Source organism: Niastella sp., assembly GCF_045805085.1.
Taxonomy (GTDB): Bacteria; Bacteroidota; Bacteroidia; order Chitinophagales; family Chitinophagaceae; genus Niastella.
Genome location: NZ_JBJMLX010000218.1, coordinates 1 through 18,576, shown reverse-complemented (window position 1 = coordinate 18,576; position 18,576 = coordinate 1). Strand labels below are relative to the sequence as shown.

General features: G+C 46.2%; 12 protein-coding genes. 3 read left to right on the top strand and 9 right to left on the bottom strand.

What is annotated here, in order from left to right; translation table 11 throughout:
* Positions 1-45 precede the first annotated feature (45 nt).
* Together ACJ751_RS11140 and ACJ751_RS11135 are read left to right on the top strand one after the other, a co-directional pair.
* Positions 46-501, top strand: a complete 456-nt coding sequence (locus ACJ751_RS11140) for a hypothetical protein (protein WP_407745569.1) — start codon at positions 46-48, stop codon at positions 499-501.
* A gap of 250 nt (positions 502-751) precedes the next feature.
* Entirely contained in the window at positions 752-1,741 is a 990-nt protein-coding gene (locus tag ACJ751_RS11135; protein WP_407745568.1) for a phosphotransferase enzyme family protein, read from the top strand.
* Here ACJ751_RS11135 and ACJ751_RS11130 read toward each other — a convergent pair whose 3' ends face one another.
* The 4 genes from ACJ751_RS11130 to ACJ751_RS11115 form a co-directional block, all read right to left on the bottom strand.
* Entirely contained in the window at positions 1,742-3,046 is a 1,305-nt protein-coding gene (locus ACJ751_RS11130) for a cryptochrome/photolyase family protein (RefSeq protein WP_407745567.1), read from the bottom strand.
* 13 nt (positions 3,047-3,059) lie between these two features.
* Positions 3,060-3,896: an aminotransferase class IV gene (locus tag ACJ751_RS11125; protein WP_407745566.1), complete on the bottom strand. Its 837-nt coding sequence runs from the start codon at positions 3,894-3,896 to the stop codon at positions 3,060-3,062.
* 373 nt (positions 3,897-4,269) lie between these two features.
* Complete coding sequence (locus ACJ751_RS11120) at positions 4,270-4,944, bottom strand: response regulator transcription factor (RefSeq protein WP_209139535.1); 675 nt, start codon at positions 4,942-4,944, stop codon at positions 4,270-4,272.
* A 908-nt stretch (positions 4,945-5,852) separates the two neighbouring features.
* On the bottom strand, positions 5,853-8,558 hold the full coding sequence (locus ACJ751_RS11115; protein WP_407745565.1) for a ligase-associated DNA damage response DEXH box helicase: 2,706 nt from the start codon (positions 8,556-8,558) through the stop codon (positions 5,853-5,855).
* A 484-nt stretch (positions 8,559-9,042) separates the two neighbouring features.
* Between ACJ751_RS11115 and ACJ751_RS11110 the strand changes: the two genes are divergently transcribed.
* Entirely contained in the window at positions 9,043-10,656 is a 1,614-nt protein-coding gene (locus ACJ751_RS11110; RefSeq protein WP_407745564.1) for a T9SS type A sorting domain-containing protein, read from the top strand.
* A 206-nt stretch (positions 10,657-10,862) separates the two neighbouring features.
* On the opposite strand, the gene ACJ751_RS11105 is transcribed toward ACJ751_RS11110, so the two are convergent.
* The 5 genes from ACJ751_RS11105 to guaA form a co-directional block, all read right to left on the bottom strand.
* Positions 10,863-12,242: a hypothetical protein gene (locus ACJ751_RS11105; protein WP_407745563.1), complete on the bottom strand. Its 1,380-nt coding sequence runs from the start codon at positions 12,240-12,242 to the stop codon at positions 10,863-10,865.
* A 160-nt stretch (positions 12,243-12,402) separates the two neighbouring features.
* Positions 12,403-14,118 (bottom strand): ATP-dependent DNA ligase, encoded by a 1,716-nt coding sequence (locus tag ACJ751_RS11100; RefSeq protein WP_407745562.1) that lies wholly within the window; start codon positions 14,116-14,118, stop codon positions 12,403-12,405.
* Positions 14,119-14,125: 7 nt separating this feature from the next.
* Entirely contained in the window at positions 14,126-15,157 is a 1,032-nt protein-coding gene (locus ACJ751_RS11095; protein ID WP_407745561.1) for a ligase-associated DNA damage response exonuclease, read from the bottom strand.
* Positions 15,158-15,318: 161 nt separating this feature from the next.
* Complete coding sequence (locus ACJ751_RS11090; RefSeq protein ID WP_407745560.1) at positions 15,319-16,566, bottom strand: hypothetical protein; 1,248 nt, start codon at positions 16,564-16,566, stop codon at positions 15,319-15,321.
* Between the two features lie 104 nt (positions 16,567-16,670).
* Positions 16,671-18,203: a glutamine-hydrolyzing GMP synthase gene (gene guaA / locus ACJ751_RS11085; protein WP_407745559.1), complete on the bottom strand. Its 1,533-nt coding sequence runs from the start codon at positions 18,201-18,203 to the stop codon at positions 16,671-16,673.
* Between the last annotated feature and the right edge of the window lie 373 nt (positions 18,204-18,576).

Genomic DNA, 18,576 nt, shown 5'->3' with positions numbered 1-18,576 from the left:
CGGGTGCATGATTTGTATAGCGAGCCGTACTGTAAAAGTAATTATATGAAAAAAGTTTCCCTTGGTTTAGCAGTTTTAACCTTGTTTTCCTGTGGCAGCATTACCCATAAAAGCAAAGGCAAAACGTATTTTGCCGATCTGCTAAAGGATGTGGATAAAGTACAATTGAAGTTCTTCAACCATGGCGATACGCTTTCTGAAGCCATTACAGATCAATCGGAAATTAATATCTATAAAGAACTGATAACCGGTAAACGCGATCCTAAACAAAAGATCAAATGCGATTCTACCGGTCAGATCCTTTTTCTTACCAAAGAAGATGTTATCCTGAACGCTTATTTTTCTTCACGCGCATCGGGCAGTAAATACGATAAAGCCTGTGTTACCTATTCTGAGGAAACCGATAATTTTGGTTCTGCTTTAACGGTACGCTCCGGGCAGGATATTGACGACTATTATTTTAAGTTGCGAAGCACCGCCATCAGAATGGCGCAGCACTAAGAATACTTGCCCGCCGAAGCCCTGGCGAAGGCGGGTCGAATAACGAATTTTGAATGTCGAATGTTGAAGTATAAGAACTTCGGCATTCGATTTTTTTTTATTTGTTTAAATAAGTACGGCGCATTTATATTTGCCCTCCTTCCCCGACTAAAGTCGAGACAAGTCTGCACGCTGCCCCTTCTTTATCAGCCTCTGCTCCTCCCGGTTCCCGGGATTTTTTCCAATTCGCTAATATAAAATACAATCAATTATGCAACCTTTTCCAGTTGTGTGTTCCACGCTGTCGGCAACTCATTTAGCTACCTTCCTGCAACAACAGTATGGGTTTGGAGCGGGCGCCACCTGTCGGTTATTGCGGGCGGCTATCAATCATGCTTACCTGGTAACCGATGGTGAGCAGAAATATATTTTCAGGGTATATAGTTATAACTGGCGTACTGAATTAGAAATTACAGAAGAGATCGGGCTGTTACGGCTATTGAAAGAAAACGACATTCCCGTATCCTATGCACTGCCTGATCCCCGGGGAAATTTCATTCAACACATTCCTGCGCCCGAAGGTGTGCGCATGGGCGTGTTGTTCTCTTATGCAAAAGGAGAGAAGGTGCTGAATTATTCATCAGAGCTGCATTATAAGCTGGGCACAATAATGGCGCGTATGCATGCCGTAACACATAATTTGCCTTTCAATCGCGTGCAGTATACGGCGCCTGTTTTGTTGATTGAATCGTTTGAAAAGGTGAAACAATTCATTTCCGCCGATACGGAAGAAATGCAATGGATGAAGAAGGCGCAACAACAGTTGTTGCAACAGTTTTACAATGCACCGGCCTCTTCATTACGTACTGGCGTTGTTCATTTGGATATCTGGTTCGATAACCTGAATATTCACAACAACGAAGACATCACTTTATTTGATTTTGATTTTTGTGGCACTGGCTGGTTATTGCTTGATATTGCCTATTATCAATTGCAGTTAGTTAATACGGAGAAAGAACCGGACCAGCATAAATTAAAACTGGATAGCTTTTTAAAAGGGTACGAATCGGTTACGCCTATTCCGAAAGCGGAGAAACAATTGATACCCGCCGCCAGTGTTAGTATGTATTTCTTTTACCTGGGTGTGCAATGCCAGCGTTTTGAGAACTGGACAAATACCTTTTTGAATGAAACCTACCTGAAGCGGTATATTACTTTGCTGGTAAAGAAGTTATATGAGCATTACCAGTTGCCGGAATAGTTATCGTGCTTTTTCCAATCCTTTCTTATAGGTTTCCAAACAGCGCGCGCGTGCTGTTTCATGTTCAACAATAGGAGCGGGGTAAGTAAATTCCTCAAACTCCCGAACCCATTTCTTTATGTAGGTGAGTGCAGGATCAAACTTTTTAGTTTGCGTATAGGGATTAAATATTCTGAAGTAGGGCGCTGCATCGCAGCCGCAACCTGCCGCCCATTGCCAGTTGCCGTTGTTACTGGCCAGATCAAAATCAAGCAGTTTCTCTGCAAAGTACGCCTCGCCCCAGCGCCAGTCGATCAATAGATGTTTGGCCAGAAAGGAGGCGGTAATCATCCGCACGCGGTTATGCATAAAGCCGGTGGTGTTTAATTCGCGCATGCCGGCATCAACGATGGGGTAGCCGGTATTGCCTTCGCGCCAACGGGTAAACTCGGCTTCATTATTACGCCATTTTATAAAATCATATTCCGCTTTAAACGCCTTACCCTTGCCCACATGCGGAAAATGCCAAAGGATCATTTGAAAGAAATCGCGCCAGATGAGTTCACTCAAAAAGGTTTCGTTCAGCTTCATGGCCTTTTGCGCCAGCTGCCTGATGCTGATGGTACCAAAACGCAGGTGTACTCCCAAATGACTGGTGCCTTGTATACCCGGGATATCGCGTTGTTTATCGTACTGCTTTATAATGGCATTGTCGGGCGAATCGGTTGGAAACTCGCCACCCGTTTTTTCAAACCCGATTTCCTGCAAAGAAGGAATGCGTTTGGCCGCCAGCTGATGAAAGTTATTAAAGTACTTATTTGCAGGATAACTCTTTAAATAGAATTCGTTGAGCCTGGCCTTCCATTTTTTACTATAGGGCGTGAAGATGGTGTAAGGCTTGCCATCATCTTTTATTATTTCATTCTTTTCAAAGATCACCTGGTCTTTATACGTATGAAAAGCAATGTCACGTTCCTTTAAAAATTGGGCAATGCTTTCATCCCGGTCCCGGGCATAGGGTTCATAGTCGTGATTGGTGAATACTGCTTCAATCCTATATTGTTTCACCAGCTGTTTAAAGGCGTTGAGTGGCGTATCGTGATATACAACCAGGGTAGAACCCAGTTCTTTCAGCTGTTGTTGTAAACCCGTTAAAGCAGTATGAATAAATTCAACCCGGCGGTCAGCTTTGCCGGGTAATTGCTCAAGTATGTTGGTGTCGAAAATAAAAATGGGTAGCACCGCGCTATTGCCTTTCAGGGCATGATATAAACCTGCGTTATCATTTAACCGCAGATCCCTTCGAAACCAAAATATGTTGATCATTGAACTCAATAACTTACGAACCTATGAACTGACTGTGTAAAATCGTAACTAACTTATTACTATAAATCTTATTCCTAAACTGTCTTACCCAACGTATCCCAAACAATGCATTGGTTAAAAACACTTCATTGGCAGTTTCCAGGTCCTCCGGCGTACATATTTTTTCTTGAACTGTATAGCCTGCTTTGGGCAGTTCTGTTAATAAATATTGTCGCATTACACCGGCCACCCCGCCTTCAGAAAGCGGTGGCGTATAAATACTGTTTTGATGAACCCGGAACACATTGGCGATGGTGCCATCGCATATGCGGTTATGCGCATTCAGCACCAGGCAATCGTTCAACTGGTGTTGCCAGGCATATTGGGCTGCCATTACATAGGGCAGGTAGTTGTTCGATTTCAGGTTGGATAACTGGTCACAGCTTTTTTGAATACCTGGACAAACATCAATGATTAAACCTGTTTCATTAAAGACGAGGTAATCACCGGCCAACGGTTCTGCCTGAATAATAATAGACGCAAAAAGCTCATCAGTGGCAAACAAGGTTCCATTGCCCCGCACGACGGTGAGGCGTACCCGTGCCGCGCCGTTAATGTTGTTGCGATTGCACAACTCCAAAATGGCTTGCGAGATATAATCAGCTGTATACTTTTCAGGCAATTGTGTATTCAATACAGCCAGTCCTTTGGTCAATCGCTCCATGTGCAAATGGAACAGCGGCATTTCACCTCTTATTACCTTGATGGTTTCAAAAAGCCCATCGCCAAAACGCAATCCCCTGTTGTTGGCGGAAATGATCGGCGTTTCAACCGGTATTACCTCTCCATTATAAAACAACCAATTGTTCATGGGGTGAAGTTCTGCAAAGAATACAAAAAGACAAAAAGTCATTGAGTTAATACGGAAAGCTTGTTGTCTGTATCCAGATTCTTTCGGGTATTTACATGGACTAACAAGGATATAACCAGGAGATAGCAGGGACCTGACAGGGACTTTATCCTTGTTTGGTCCCTGTTAGATCCCTGTGAAGTCCCTGTCAGGTCCCTGTTAGGTTATAAAGAGACCCGGTTTTGGCCCGGTACAGATCCGGCAGAGCCCTAATACTTAGGTACCTGTTGGTATGGGACCTATAGGCAAAAAAAATCCGCCCCGATATATCGGAGCGGACTTTACAGACATTTTGACTGATGTGACTGCTTGAATTACTTCTTTAAAGGGAGGATCACACGTTCTGGTCAATGATACCGTTTTTTACAGCATACATCACCAGACCGGCCATTGACTTGGCGCCGGTTTTGGTTTTGAGTTTGTCGCGGATAGCTTCAACGGTACGTGGGCTGATCTCAACAATATCAGCAATTTCTTTGGTCGTTTTCTCTTCACACATGAGCTTCAAAACCCGGATCTCTTTTTCAGAAAGATTTACGTCCTGGGGGCCGGCAATATCTGTGCGTTTGGTACGCAAACCAGTGAGCAAGGCCTTGTTGGTAAGCTCATTAAAAAAGAATTCCTGTTCGTAACAGGTTCTAATGGCCTGGTAAATGGTTTCTGAATCGGAATTTTTGGTAAGGTAAGAGTTAGCACCGATCTCCATAAGCTTGCTGATCATTGAATGATCGTTGTGCATGGAAAGAATGATAACTTTTGCTTCTGGCCGAAGTTTGCGAATCTCAGGCAGGGTTTGGATGCCATCCATAATAGGCATCTGAATGTCCAGCAGAATGATGTCTGGTTCAATGTGTCTGAGCAGGTTTAAGAGTTGCATGCCATTGTCGGCTTCGGCAATCAACTCTACATCCCTTTTAGCAGCGAGGGCTGTGCGAACACCTGCCCTGAACAGGGCATGGTCGTCTGCAATAGCTACTTTAATAACGCCTTCGGTGTCAGGTTTTTTCATGCGGGTTGTATTGTTTTTAATAAGATAAGGGATCCAAAGACGCCGGTTTACACGACGTCCAAATTCGGACCCAAAGTCTTAAATTTTCGTGACAAATACTATAGCATTTTTACGAAATTATATTATTTCGGAATATACTTATAAACATTTTGAAAGGTAACATTACTATGGGTAGGTAGTTACTATACCTTATTGATATGTGAATAGTACTAGTTTGGGAAGTAAAAACCGAATAAATAAAATAGGGCAATATTGCTCTTTTCCACATTGTTATCAACACCTATTTTTGGAGCCAAGTTGATTGACGGGGATTGGCAACCTCGTATCGTCCAGAGTCCTTAGAATTCAACCGTCCAAAAGTCATTTCCAATATCCAGTGATTACCGGTGAAATCCAATGTCAATCAACTTCTTTTTCGCCTTTTACTTTTTAGTCAATATACTGTCCCTGTAGAAAACACGTATCCATTCCCGACATCTATCGTACACCTTTGAGAACAGCGTACCCACATCAAATCCTGGGAAAGGCCTGGCTGTTATGGCACGTATTAATCCCTAGCCTATGGAATCTGTTTCAGAGTCCATTGTTAAATAACCTTATGATCCTCTGAAAAGTATTTAAACGTTGTTGGTTAGAGCTGTGTGTAAATTTCTTATGCCTGCTTTTTTTACTGTGCTTATCGGTACGGCAATAAAAGGCAGGTATTTTTTTGCCCCTACCCCAGGGGGAATAGATTCTTTTTTCTCATTTTGGGATGAATGTGGAAAAGAAAGGCAGTGGGAAGAAGGCAAAGGGCAGAGGGCAAAAGGCGAAGGCCTCATCGCGGCAACGAAGACCCGGCACCCCGACAAGTTGGGGCAAGGTGATTCCCGTTCGAGGGGTTTTGCCCATTGCAAATTGCTGATTGCCTATTGGTTCAGTTGTGCTTGCATACGCTTAACCCGGTCCTCCAGTTTTTCCGAAGTGAGGTTTTCCCGCATGCTGTCTACTTTTATCGGAAAACAGAATGGGGTTAATTGCTGGGGAAATGTAATGATGATGGTTGATTGTTGTATTCTTTCCAACATGTTGCGCAGCCGTACTTCTTCCATCTGTTGATCGAAAACTTCCTGATAGGATTGGCGTAATAGTAAATTACCCGAGTCATACTCTGAAAATACATTGAATAATAACGAGGCAGACGATTGTAAATGCCGTGCTTTCTTTTGTTCACCGGGATAACCCTGGAAGATGAGTCCGCCGATAACCGCGATATCGCGGAATTTTCGTTTTGCCATTTCTGTTGCATTTGCACTTCGCTGAATATCAGCCAATAGATTATTTGGGGTGAACAGTTCATACACATTGGTATCGTCCACCGGTATGGGTTGATCGCTCAACAGTTCAAACCCATAATCATTCATGGCAAAGGAAAAAGTAATGGGCGTTATCTTACTAATGCGCCAGGCCAGAATGGCTGCCATGGCTTCATGCACCAGCCGCCCTTCGAACGGGTATACAAACAGGTGATAGCCATCCTTCGTTTCTATATGTTCAATTAATAATTCATTGGCCCCGGGTACGTGGGAGAGGGTTTCCTGTAAATTGAATAGCGGTTCAAGGACCTGTAATTCGATGTCAGGTGAAGCCGTCGGCAATCGGCAATCGGCAATCGGCAATGGATCTCCGTTCTTAGTACTCCTTACTTCTGTCTTCTGCCTATTGCTTTGAGACCTCCCCCCGGCCCTCCCGACAGGTCGGGACTGGCTCTCCATTGGAGGGGGAGGTTGCTGCTTCTGCCCTTTGCCCTCTGCCCTTTGCCCTTTGCCTCCTTCTTGTATGTCTCTGGCCTCTTCGAATTTCTCACGCAACTTCTTGCCTAGATTGGCACTTAACGGCATGCGGCCGCCCTGCCAGCTGGGTACGATCGATTTTTTGGCGTTTGATTTTCTTACGAGGGCAGTCATATCCTTGATGGTCACCAGTTCCAGTTGTCGGCCCGCCAGGGTAAATACATCGCCGGGCGATAAACGGGTGACAAACCATTCTTCTATTACCCCAATAAAGCCGCCACTGAGGAATTTTACTTTCATCATGGCTTCGCTTACAATGGTGCCGATGTGCATGCGGTGCCGCATGGCGATGCGCCGGCTGTTAATACGAAAAACGCCATCGATGACCTCTACCTTTTTATATTCATCATATTGTTGTAAAGCATTGCCGCCCGAGGTAATAAATTCCAGGATGGCCATCCACTCGTTGTCGGTCATATCGCGGTAACAATACGTTGACCTGAGCTCTTTTAACAACGGCTCGGGTAAAAAGCCATCTGAAATGGCGAGGGTGCTCAGGTACTGGATCAGCACATCAAAGCATAACAGCATGGGCTCCCTGCTTTCGATAAATGTTTCTTCCACCGCATTTTTCAGGGCGGCTGCTTCTACCAGTTCCAGCGAATGGGTAGGCAGAAAATAGATCCGGCTTACATCGCCCGGACTGTGGCCGCTTCTTCCGGCGCGTTGTAAAAAGCGGGCAACGCCTTTGGGTGAACCTACCTGTATAACGGTTTCAACAGGTCGAAAATCAACACCGAGGTCAAGACTGGCGGTGCATACCACGGCCTTTAGCCGGCCGGTATGCAGAGCTTCTTCTACCCAGATGCGCAATTCCTGTTCAATACTGCCATGGTGTAAGGCTATGGCGCCCGCCAGATCGGGCGCGGCGGTTAACAAAGCCTGGTACCACTGCTCGCTCATGCCCCGGGTATTGATGAAGATGAGCGTGGTGCGGCTGTTGTTTAAAATGGGCAGTACTTTATGGATCAGCCTTAGGCCCAGGTGCCCGGCCCAGGGATATTTTTCAATTTCATCGGGGATGATGGATTCAATGACAACGTCTTTGCGAATGTTGGCTTTGACGGCCTCCCCCCGGCCCCCTCCGGTGGAGGGGGAGCCGGCTACCTCGCGATTAACCTCAATCGGTCCCTCTTTGTGAAACACAGGAGATAGCAAAACCTCTTTCGCCTGTTCTAAATTACCGATAGTGGCTGAAATGCCCCATACGCGTAATGAGTTTCGCAAGCCCACTAATCGTGAAACGGCGAGTTCTACCTGAACGCCTCGTTTGGATCCGATGAGTTCATGCCATTCGTCAACTGCCATGGTCTGCAGGGTGTCAAAAGTAGCCGGATAGCCTTTTTGCGCCAGCAACAGGTGCAGGCTTTCAGGGGTAATGATCAACACTTCGGGCATACGGCGTTTTTGTCGCTGCCGTTCGTTGATGTCGGTATCGCCGTTGCGGATGCCTATTTTCCATTGCATGCCAAGCTCACTCACCACTTCTTCCATAGCCCGGCCAATATCCTTGGCCAGGGCCCGCAAGGGGGTGATCCATAACAGTTGTAATCCATTATTGCCTTTTGATTTCCAGTCGTCGGGGTGGTGATTGATAAAATCGATCAGGGCGCCCAGGAACACAGAAAATGTTTTTCCACAGCCTGTTGGGGCGTTCACCAATCCGCTTTTACCATTAATAATATGTTGCCAGGTTTCTTCCTGGAAGGTGAACGGATGGTGGTTTTTGTTTGCCAGCCAGTTAACGATCGTAGTATATCCGGTAGTTGTTTGAAGCCTCATAACACATGGGCATGCGGCAATTGATTAGCACCTGCATACCTTTCCTTTGCGAAGTAATTTAGCGAATTTTCAAGCCCCACCCAACCTTCCGCCGGAGATCCGGCTCAGACTCTGTTGTTGCAGGCCCCTCTAACCTCCCCAAGGCTCAGACTCTGTTGTTGCAGGCCCCCTCCAACCTCCCAGAAGCTCAGACCCTTTTGTTGCATACCCCCTCCCGACCCCCGGTGGGGGGAGGCCATCTAATGACGTGCGCTTTCCATAATTTGGAATTTTTTTCCTGTAAAGGGAAGATTGTAACGGCTGATGCGGGTTTCCTTCGCTTGCTAAGGGTATTTTAGTAAAGAAAAACTTGCTTATAAGTGTAGTGTATACAGGTATTTATGTAATTGATAAAAATGTAAACCATTAATGGGATTTAGGTTTTTGGCAATCTGGCCTGTGTTTGGTGCCTATACGGGCGCAACAACCCAACCCGTTGATCCGCATGAAACTTGATTCCCGTACCCCCGCCAATATCCGTTGGTTATTGGTGATCCTTTGGGTGATATTATCCACCCAGGCGGTAACAGCCCAATGCCCAGCCGGCAGTATTTCCAATGCTGCAGGCAGCTACACTAATGGACAAACAGTTTGCATCAGTACTGCTTTCAGTGGCGGCATCACGTTAAATAACGGGGCTACCATGGTCGTTGTGAGTGGTGGCAATTATACGGGCAATATTACAACCAACCAGGGATCTGTCATTCAAATACAAACGGGTGGTAAATTTGCGCCCGGCACGGCGAATACCTTTTCTGCCGCTGTTACAAATAATGGTACGGTGATAATGAATAACGTATCGCTCAGTAATGGCGCGGCCATCACAAATAACGGCAGTTTTACCTGGGCCAGTAGCTGGAACCAGAACTCTGCGCTAACGGTATCGAATACTGCTTGTGGTACTATGACGTTTAGCACTACTGCCAATGTAGGATCCGGAGCTGTTATAAATAATAACGGGGTTTTAAATTTTACCCAGGATCTTACTACCAACAGTGGTACTACCATCAATAACCGCGGAACAGTTACCGTTAATGGAACCTTCACTTCTTCAGGACTGTTCTATAATCAAAATAAGGCCGTTTTTGCAAACGGCACCTTCAATACCGGCACTACCAGCGATTCAATTGTAAACCTGGGTATTATGACATTTTCAGGCAGTGTTACCGGCTCCACGGGTATTCGCAATGAAGGGTTGTTTTATGTTAGCGGTTCGTATTCGATCAATGGCAATAGCTTCCTCATCAATAACAGCAATGCCCAGTTACGGGTAAATGGCGGGTTAAGTAATAATGGAACCATTCAGGGAAATGGCAGTTTGTATGTGGCTGGTTCAGTATCAAATAACCAGCAGATCAAGGGGAAGAATAGTTCTGCCGGCCAGAAGTTGACTGTTAACCAGTCCATGCCGGGTACAACCAGCAACCTTATTGTGAACGGGGCCCTGGTGGCAGCAAATCCCAATACCTATACGCCAACGATGGCGAACCCGGCTGTATGTTCAGTACTGGCAGAGAGGTTGGGTGCTTTACAAGCTGTTTATAATAACGGACAGGTTCAACTGAACTGGTTAGCCTATGCACAGGTAAATGCGCGCTCCTTTACCATTGAATATAGCCTGGATGGCTGGTCATTTACCGAAGTTGGTGAATTGGCGGCCGCCAACACTAATGATGTAATCACCCCCTATTCGTATGTATATTCCCCGGGTGTTACCGGAACGGTGTATTACCGCATCCGCGAAACAGATCTTAATGGGAATTACTATTACACCAATATGGTGGTGGTACGAACCGGGAATACATTGACGGTAAGTACTGAAGTGTTCCCCAATCCATTTAAAGATATTCTGCAAATAAGTATGCAACTGGAGAAAGCCGGAATGATTCAGGTAGCGCTGTACGATGCGAGTGGCCGATTGGTAAAAAAGGTGCAACAGGAAGGATTGTTGGGCCGGAATACCATCGTCATGAGTAATTTGTCGGCGCTGCTTCCCGGTGTTTATCTGGTGCAGGTAAAAGCAGACAAACATACTTCGTTCGGGAAACTGATTAAATAAAGGCAGAGGGCAAAGGGCAGAAGGCAGAACCGCGACGCGGCAAGGCTGAGTCGTGAAACGGCAAACGAAGATGTAATTTTTCTCACTATTTTCGTTTCTTACTCTTTTCAACTCTATCAACTTTCTCCTTTATTTCTCTTAACCTTCTTCTATCTCGTTAACTTGTAAACTTGTTAACTCGTCAACTCGTCAACTGATCAACTTCCTCACAACGTCTTCAGGTACTCCAATACCGCCTTCCTGTCTTTCTCAGTAAGCCTGTCACCAAAGGTGTGGCCATAGTTGCCATAACCGGGCTGATCGGTATTGTAGGTGAATTTATCGAGGGCCTTTGTTTCTTTGGTGAATTTCCAGCCTATTTTTTCATAGTCGTATTCCGGGTTGTCAAAATCGCGGCTCCAGTATCTGGGGCGAAGATCGCTGTTAAGCAAGGCCTCTAACGTTGGAACAGAACCGTTATGCAGGTAGGGTGCTGTAACCCAAATGCCATCGAGCGGGGGCGCAATGTATCCCATAAATGGTTCCAGCCGCGCCGGATGATCGCCCGTGGTGAACCAGCTTTTATTGAACCAGTCAACAAACTGTGAAGCGGAATAATTGCTTTTGTACAACAGCGAATCAGTTTGAATTACCGGCTCGGGGATCAACAGGTTGGGGTATTTTTCAGTAGCGCCATAGGAACCGTGACAGCCACCACATTTTTTATTAAAGATCTTTTCGCCATTACCGGCCAGTGTTTTATCGATAGTGCCGGGATATTTGGGCGGCTCCAATGAATAAATATAAGCCAGTAGATCGGGCATGTGTGAATCAACTTCCGCCGACTCTGCCGTATCATTTACAGTAAGCAGGTTGGAGGCCATCAGGAAACGGCCAAAATCGCCACGGCCAAATCCATTGTAGAACATCGCATTCTTTTTCTTCAGCAACCACCATGGTGGTACATCAGACGGAATAACGGTTTCGGGAATATCCAGCTGTACGTCGGGGTTCCATTTAAATGTTACCGGATCGCGGTGTGCAACCAGTACGGCTGCCAGGCGATCGGCGGCATTTACGCCACGGGTATTAACGATGAGATAGGGAGAGATGGCCTCGGCTACATCCAGAAACGGTTTGGCTGCTCTATATCTGCTGGCAGATGTAAGTTTCAGCAGACTCTCCACTGCTTTCAGGTTTTTTACATTCAGCTTTTCATTACGGGTGAAATCTATAAAGGTATTACCCAAACCCATTACCAGTTTACCATCGAACACCTGTGCATGACATTGCATGCAATTGGGCGCTACCAGTACTTCGCCATTGGCCGCTGTAACCGTATTATATTCGTGAGAGATCTCGGCATTATTGCCGGTACGCTGCAGGTAATTGGTTTTGCTTTTGCCCATCCCCATCAACCAGGTCTTGAAAGGGATACCCCCTTTTACGTACTCGCCGGTAGTCAGATACTCATATCCTTTCTGCACATCGCCCCCGGTGCGTTGTGTGCTGGGCGGAATAGGAACGGGTTCATATTCGCTGATTAACACACCGGTAAAGGCTACGCCACTGATCACAATGAGACTGAGCACCATCCATTTTTTCATTCCCCTAAGTTACGACAGATGCGGTAAGTAGGAAGTTATAAGTATTTTAAAAGGCAGTAGACAGTGGAAAGGCAAGGCAGAGGGCAGAGGGCAAAGACCGCGACGCGGCAACACTGAACTCGGAACCTGAAACCTGAAACTTGAAACCTGTAACTGTTTCTTATTTCCCATATAGCTCCAACATTCGCTTCAGGTCTTCTAAAGTATTGATATCGTTAGGTAGTTTATCTGTCCTCCAACGGCTGATGCGGGGAAAGCGAAGGGCTACGCCCGATTTGTGACGGTTGCTGGCAGCTATACCTTCAAAGGCTATTTCAAAAACCAGTTCGGGTTTAACGGTGCGAACCGGTCCAAACTTTTCGAGGGAGTTCTTTTTTACAAAGGAATCTACCTGGGCGAATTCTTTATCGGTCAATCCGGAATAAGCTTTGGTAAACGGAACCAGTTTGTCGCCATCTTTTACTGCGAAGGTATAATCGGTGTACAGGTTGCTGCGGCGGCCGGTTCCTTTTTGTGCATATACCATTATCGCATCGATGGTGAGCGGGTCAATTTTCCATTTCCACCAGTCGCCCCGCTTGCGGCCTACCTGGTAGGCAGATGCGCTGCGTTTTAACATCAACCCTTCACTGTTGAGGTTGCGGCTTTGTTCGCGAATAGTGGTCAGTTCTTCCCAATTGCTGAAGGTAACAATAGGGGATAGTTGCAGCCAGGGCAGTTGCAGTGAATTGACCAGTGTTTCCAAAGCAGCCCGCCGCTCGGCTAGTGCCCAATGCCGGATATCTTCGCCATTTAGTTCAAGCAGGTCATAGGCAAATAATCCAACAGGTGCTTCCTGTAAATTCTTTTTTGTAATGTTCTTTCTGCCAATGCGGGTTTGCAGTACGTTAAAGTTGAGTACCTGCCCATCTTTGTAGGGCAATATTTCACCGTCAACGACAGTGCCGTTTTCCAGTTTGCTTTGCAGAATAGTGTATTCCGGAAACTTGTCGGTGATAAGGTCTTCGCCGCGGCTCCATACAAACAACTGGTCGTTGCGTTTTATTATTTGTCCGCGGATGCCATCCCATTTCCATTCGGCCTGCCAGTCTGCCGGTTCGCCCAGATCCTGTAAGGGGCCTTCCAACGCATAGGCGAGGTAGAAAGGATAGGGTTTTGAATGATCTGTTTGGGTTGACTGCTCGCTTAACAACTGTTCAAAGGCAGTGGTGGCGGGGTCCCAGTTACCGCTGATGCGATGGGCAATAACGCTCGGTTCCAGTTGAACGGTTCGGGCCAGTGCGTTCACCATTAATTTTTGCGATACGCCCACCCTGAAAGTGCCTGACAGTAATTTGTTGAATACAAACCGTTCGCGGCTGCTTAGTTCCAGCCATGACTGCAGAATAAATGCTTTCTTTTCGGATTCGGTGGCTTTTTCGAGTTGCTGGAATTGTTCAACGTAGTAATGGAGTGGGTGGGTGGCCCCCGGACCCCCTCCAATAGAGGGGGTGTAAGAATCATTTTTCTCGGGGATCAATAAAGCAATTGTTTCCGAGAGATCGCCTACGGTATGATAGCATTCCTGGAAGAGCCAGATGGGCAGATCAACTAATTCACAACACCATACTGCCAGCTGGGTGCCACTAACGGTGCGGCGTGGCCGGCGACCGCTGAACAGGGCAATCACCCACACCTTATCCTTTTCGTCGGCATGCGCAAAATAGGTTGATAAGGCGTGTAGCTTATCATTTGTTTTGGTGCTGGTGCCAAGCGTGAATAGGAGAGAGGCGAATCCCTCCATCCCACCCCCCTGCCTCCTAAAGGGGGAGCTATTATCGATTCCGCCATTCGGCGGTGAGCTATTGGGATTAGTATGGTGAATATTTTCTGACATTTTTCTTTTAGTAGATTGGTTCCTCCCCCTTTAGGGGATCGGGGGATGAGGTTTCTTCATCTTCCGTTCCAAATTCCGTTTTTACTTCTGATGCATCGATGCCTATTTCATTCAGGTAACGACTAAAGACAGATTGAAAGCCATGCGTGATGTATACTTTTTGTGCACCGGTGGCTTTTACTGCCTGTAACAGGCCCTGCCAATCGGCATGATCGCTGAGTGCAAAACCTGCATCGGCATTTCTGCGTCGCTGGTTGCCGCGAACCTGCATCCAGCCGCTGCAGATGCCCGTACTATGGTTAGCAAAACGGCGCATCCACGCACTGCCGTCTGCTGAAGGCGGTGCAATCACCACACTGCCCTTGAAGGCCTCCTTAGGCGTATCGGGCGTAATGCGTTGTACGGCAGGTAATTTATGACCTGCCTGCACCAGGGTTTCATGAACGTTCCAGATGGCGCCATGTACATAAATATTGCCGGTTACTTCTTCCAATGCGTGTAATATCCGTTGTGCTTTTCCCAGGCTGTACCCGATCAACACGGAGGTTTTGCCGGCTACTTCATTACTGCGCACCCAGTTCTGGATATCGTGATAGATTTCGTGTTGCGGTTTCCAGTTGTAGATGGGTAACCCGAATGTGGATTCCGAAATAAACGTTTGACAGGGGATGGGTTCAAAATCGCCGCTGATGCCATCGGGCTCCGTTTTATAATCACCGCTTACTACCCACACTTCGCCTTTGTGCTCAATGCGAACCTGGGAAGAACCGATGATATGCCCCGCAGGATGAAGCGATACCATTACTTCATTCAGGTAGATCTTTTCATTCCATTCAACTATTTGGTAATTATAAGGGCCCAGCCGCAATTTTAACAAGGGCAGGGTTTCCCGGTGGCATAAGTAAGATTGGCTGCCGGGCCGGGCATGATCGCTATGGGCATGGGTGATTACGGCTTTATCAACCGGTTGCCAGGGGTCAATATAAAATTGTCCCGCTTCGCAATACAAGCCTTTGTCTGTAAATGAGATCAGTGGCATGAATAGTCTGTTACATGTTAAGTTACAGGGGCCGGTTACCAGTTACCGGTTTCCGGTTACCCGTCTTCGCAGCCAGGGAGCACCTATGTTACACAAAAAAGCCGTGCCACGGTTTACAACCATGATACGGCTTTTTTGACCCGGTGACTGGTACCCGGTAACTAATAAACTGTCTTTACTACTCCATCTACTTTCTTTACAAAGTATAATTTCTTATTTTCAAAATAGTCAAGCGTCATGGTGGCTCTGTTGATCACCGGCTGAATATCGAATTCGCCAAAGAGCATGTATTTTTTATCGCTCAGGCTCGAACCCAGGTTCTTCCCATTCAGTATTAATAAATGTCCAAAGTGATAGAGGCTTTCAAAACCACGGAAAACCATATCCGACGGACGTGCATAGAATTCATTCTTAAAATTCTCCTGCACAGTGGTGGCCAGTTTGTTGGCAGGGTTTACGTAGAACGGAGTGCCGTACACTATTTCGAGGTTCTTGTATTGCGATTTTTCAAAATCGATCTGGTCCCAAGTAGGCATACCGATTACCACATTGGGGTTACTGGCATCGCTCGATAACGCCAGCTGCGAACAAAGTGTTTGGGCGAAGTTGGCGTCCAGGCTTCCTGCCACGCAAATGGTTTTATTATCGCTGTTGAGATAGGGCTGCAGTTTATCCTGGGTGAAATTATCTTCGAGGGTTACATACTTCAACTTCAATTTTACGGCAGTCGTTTTTTCAAACTCCGTAAAATAACTTCTTATCCGGTCTTCGGTTGCCCCTTTCTTTCTGAATACGATAATATCTGATAAAGAATAATTCTTTTGGAGAAAACGGTAAAGGCCAATGCAGTGAGTAAGCAGGGTAGGGTTCAGAATAACGTAATGCGGGTTATTCTGAATGGCTGCATCACTGGGATAATTAGCATTGATAAAAGGAATGTCTAATGTGGCGGCTACAGTGGCCAGTTTTGCAACTTCATTAGCTGAGGTAACCTGTGCTATGATGAGATCCGTTGATTTGAATTCTTCACTGATCAGCAGGGAATCCATTTGTGGTTGTGGCGCTTTGATATCATATACATGAATATCCAGTTTAATACCTTCTTTCTGTAATGAATCGATGGCCAGTTCAGCACCTTCCCAAAATTCCAAACCTGCACTGGATTGTTTGGGAAAAGTTTTGGCATCGTACCGGTAATTGCCGGTGACATCAAAGGCCGAGTCAAGGAACAATGGTGTAAAGATGGCAATTTGCTGGCGGCCGGAATCTGTTTGCTGTGTTAGCACAGGTTGCATGGGTTGTGCCGGTTGTGTTGTACCAGTTGGTGCTGGTGTTACTTGTGCAGATACTGGCGCTACCCAGGCCATGGCAAGGCATGAAAATAATAATACGAACCATTTTTTCGTCATAGGGAATTCTTTATTGACTAAGTGTTGAGTTGTTCTATTGTTATTCATACCTCACGTAATTAAAGGTTACCCCGCGCAGGCGGGGTAACTCTTCAAAAAGACGTTTACTCCCATTCTATCGTTGCAGGTGGTTTACTGCTGATGTCGTACACTACCCGGTTGATACCTCTTACATTGTTGATGATATCAGTCGAAATATGTGCCAGAAATTCATAAGGAAGGTGAGCCCAGTCGGCGGTCATGCCATCAACCGAAGTTACCGCACGTAAAGCTACGGTGAATTCATACGTTCTTTCATCACCCATAACTCCCACGCTCTTAACCGGTAGTAAGATGGCGCCTGCCTGCCATACCTGGTCATATAATTTATGTTCTTTCAATCCTTGTATATAGCGGTGGTCGGCCTCCTGTAATAACTCCACTTTGTCAGGCGTAATTTCACCCAGGATGCGGATGGCCAAACCGGGACCGGGGAAGGGGTGACGATTTAACAAATCGCTGGGGATTCCCAGTTCTGCACCCACACGGCGTACTTCATCTTTAAACAGGAACCGCAGGGGTTCTACCAGTTCCAGGTGCATAATATCGGGTAAACCACCCACATTGTGGTGCGATTTGATGGTTACCGAGGGGCCATGCACCGATACGCTTTCGATCACATCGGGGTAAATGGTACCCTGGCCCAACAGCTCAACGCCTTCAAAGGCTTTTGCTTCCTGCTGAAATACTTCAATAAACAGACGGCCGATGGTTTTACGCTTGGCTTCGGGGTCTACTTTACCCTTCAGCTCATCGTAAAATAGCTGTTTGACATTTACGCCTTTTACGTTCAGGCCAATGGTTTTATAGGTTTCGAGTACCTGCTCAAATTCATTTTTGCGCAACACGCCGTTGTCTACAAAAATGCCGTACAGGTTTTTGCCAATGGCTTTATGGATCAATGTTGCGGCCACGGTAGAGTCAACCCCACCGCTCAGTGCCATGATCACTTTACGATCGCCGATCTGTTTTTTCAGGTCGTTTACCGTATCAGTGATAAAGTGAGCGGGCGTCCAGTCCTGCTTAACTCCGCAGATATTTACGAGGAAGTTCTTGATCATTTTTTTCCCTTCTGTAGAATGGTACACTTCGGGGTGGAATTGTACACAGTACAGGGGATTGGTATCGCTGTTCTTTTTAAAGGCGGCGAAGGGAATGCCATCGGTAGTGGCCAGCACGTTGAACCCGGCAGGCAATTGCAGTACGGAGTCGCTATGGCTCATCCAAACCTGCGATTTCTCCATAACATCTTTCAGCAACACGTCGTCGGTTTGTTTGTGCATAAGGGCACGACCGTATTCGCGTTTGTTACTTTTGGCTACCTGTCCGCCAAATTGTTTGGCCGTTAACTGGGCGCCATAGCAAACCCCTAATACGGGCAGTTGCTGGTTGAGGGCTTTTACATCTACTTCCGGGGCATTGACGTCGTTCACGGAAAAAGGCGAACCCGACAGGATTATACCTTTCAGTGAAGGATCAAATTCAACTTTTTTGTGATAGGGAATTATTTCGCAATACACGTTGGCCTCCCGGACGGCCCTGGCAATCAATTGAGTATACTGACTGCCGAAATCGAGAATAAGAATCTTTTCCGTCATGGTGGTGCGAAGGTAAGAAAATAAGGCAAAGGGCAAAGGGCAGAAGGCAAAGGGAAAACAACAACGAGCTATAAAAGTAAAGTTGGCAGAAGGAGTGGTGAACTGGACCCGTTTTTAAACGCTTATGTTCAGGATCGCCCTTGATATTTTATTTATATAAAATATATTTATTTCTGAAAAACAGCTGATTAATGTTCCGGTTACATGGCCTGGTTTAGCCACAAAGCTTAAACTGCTATGAGATGACATTACATGAATCGGAAACGATACAGCAAAGTGGTATTGCTTTTTGCAAAAGATCCAGTGCATATTCTACCTCATGCTGTGATCTCCTGTGTTCTATTTAAAGGAAATAAAAAGGTACATATTATTG

Bases quoted from the DNA above. Each gene is read 5' to 3' on its own strand.
- ACJ751_RS11105 (WP_407745563.1), bottom strand. From the start codon at position 12,242: ATGAAAAAATGGATGGTGCTCAGTCTCATTGTGATCAGTGGCGTAGCC.
- ACJ751_RS11130 (WP_407745567.1), bottom strand. From the start codon at position 3,046: ATGATCAACATATTTTGGTTTCGAAGGGATCTGCGGTTAAATGATAAC.
- ACJ751_RS11110 (WP_407745564.1), top strand. From the start codon at position 9,043: ATGAAACTTGATTCCCGTACCCCCGCCAATATCCGTTGGTTATTGGTG.
- ACJ751_RS11140 (WP_407745569.1), top strand. From the start codon at position 46: ATGAAAAAAGTTTCCCTTGGTTTAGCAGTTTTAACCTTGTTTTCCTGT.
- ACJ751_RS11115 (WP_407745565.1), bottom strand. From the start codon at position 8,558: ATGAGGCTTCAAACAACTACCGGATATACTACGATCGTTAACTGGCTG.
- ACJ751_RS11135 (WP_407745568.1), top strand. From the start codon at position 752: ATGCAACCTTTTCCAGTTGTGTGTTCCACGCTGTCGGCAACTCATTTA.
- ACJ751_RS11125 (WP_407745566.1), bottom strand. From the start codon at position 3,896: ATGAACAATTGGTTGTTTTATAATGGAGAGGTAATACCGGTTGAAACG.
- ACJ751_RS11100 (WP_407745562.1), bottom strand. From the start codon at position 14,118: ATGTCAGAAAATATTCACCATACTAATCCCAATAGCTCACCGCCGAAT.
- guaA (WP_407745559.1), bottom strand. From the start codon at position 18,203: ATGACGGAAAAGATTCTTATTCTCGATTTCGGCAGTCAGTATACTCAA.
- ACJ751_RS11090 (WP_407745560.1), bottom strand. From the start codon at position 16,566: ATGACGAAAAAATGGTTCGTATTATTATTTTCATGCCTTGCCATGGCC.
- ACJ751_RS11120 (WP_209139535.1), bottom strand. From the start codon at position 4,944: ATGAAAAAACCTGACACCGAAGGCGTTATTAAAGTAGCTATTGCAGAC.
- ACJ751_RS11095 (WP_407745561.1), bottom strand. From the start codon at position 15,157: ATGCCACTGATCTCATTTACAGACAAAGGCTTGTATTGCGAAGCGGGA.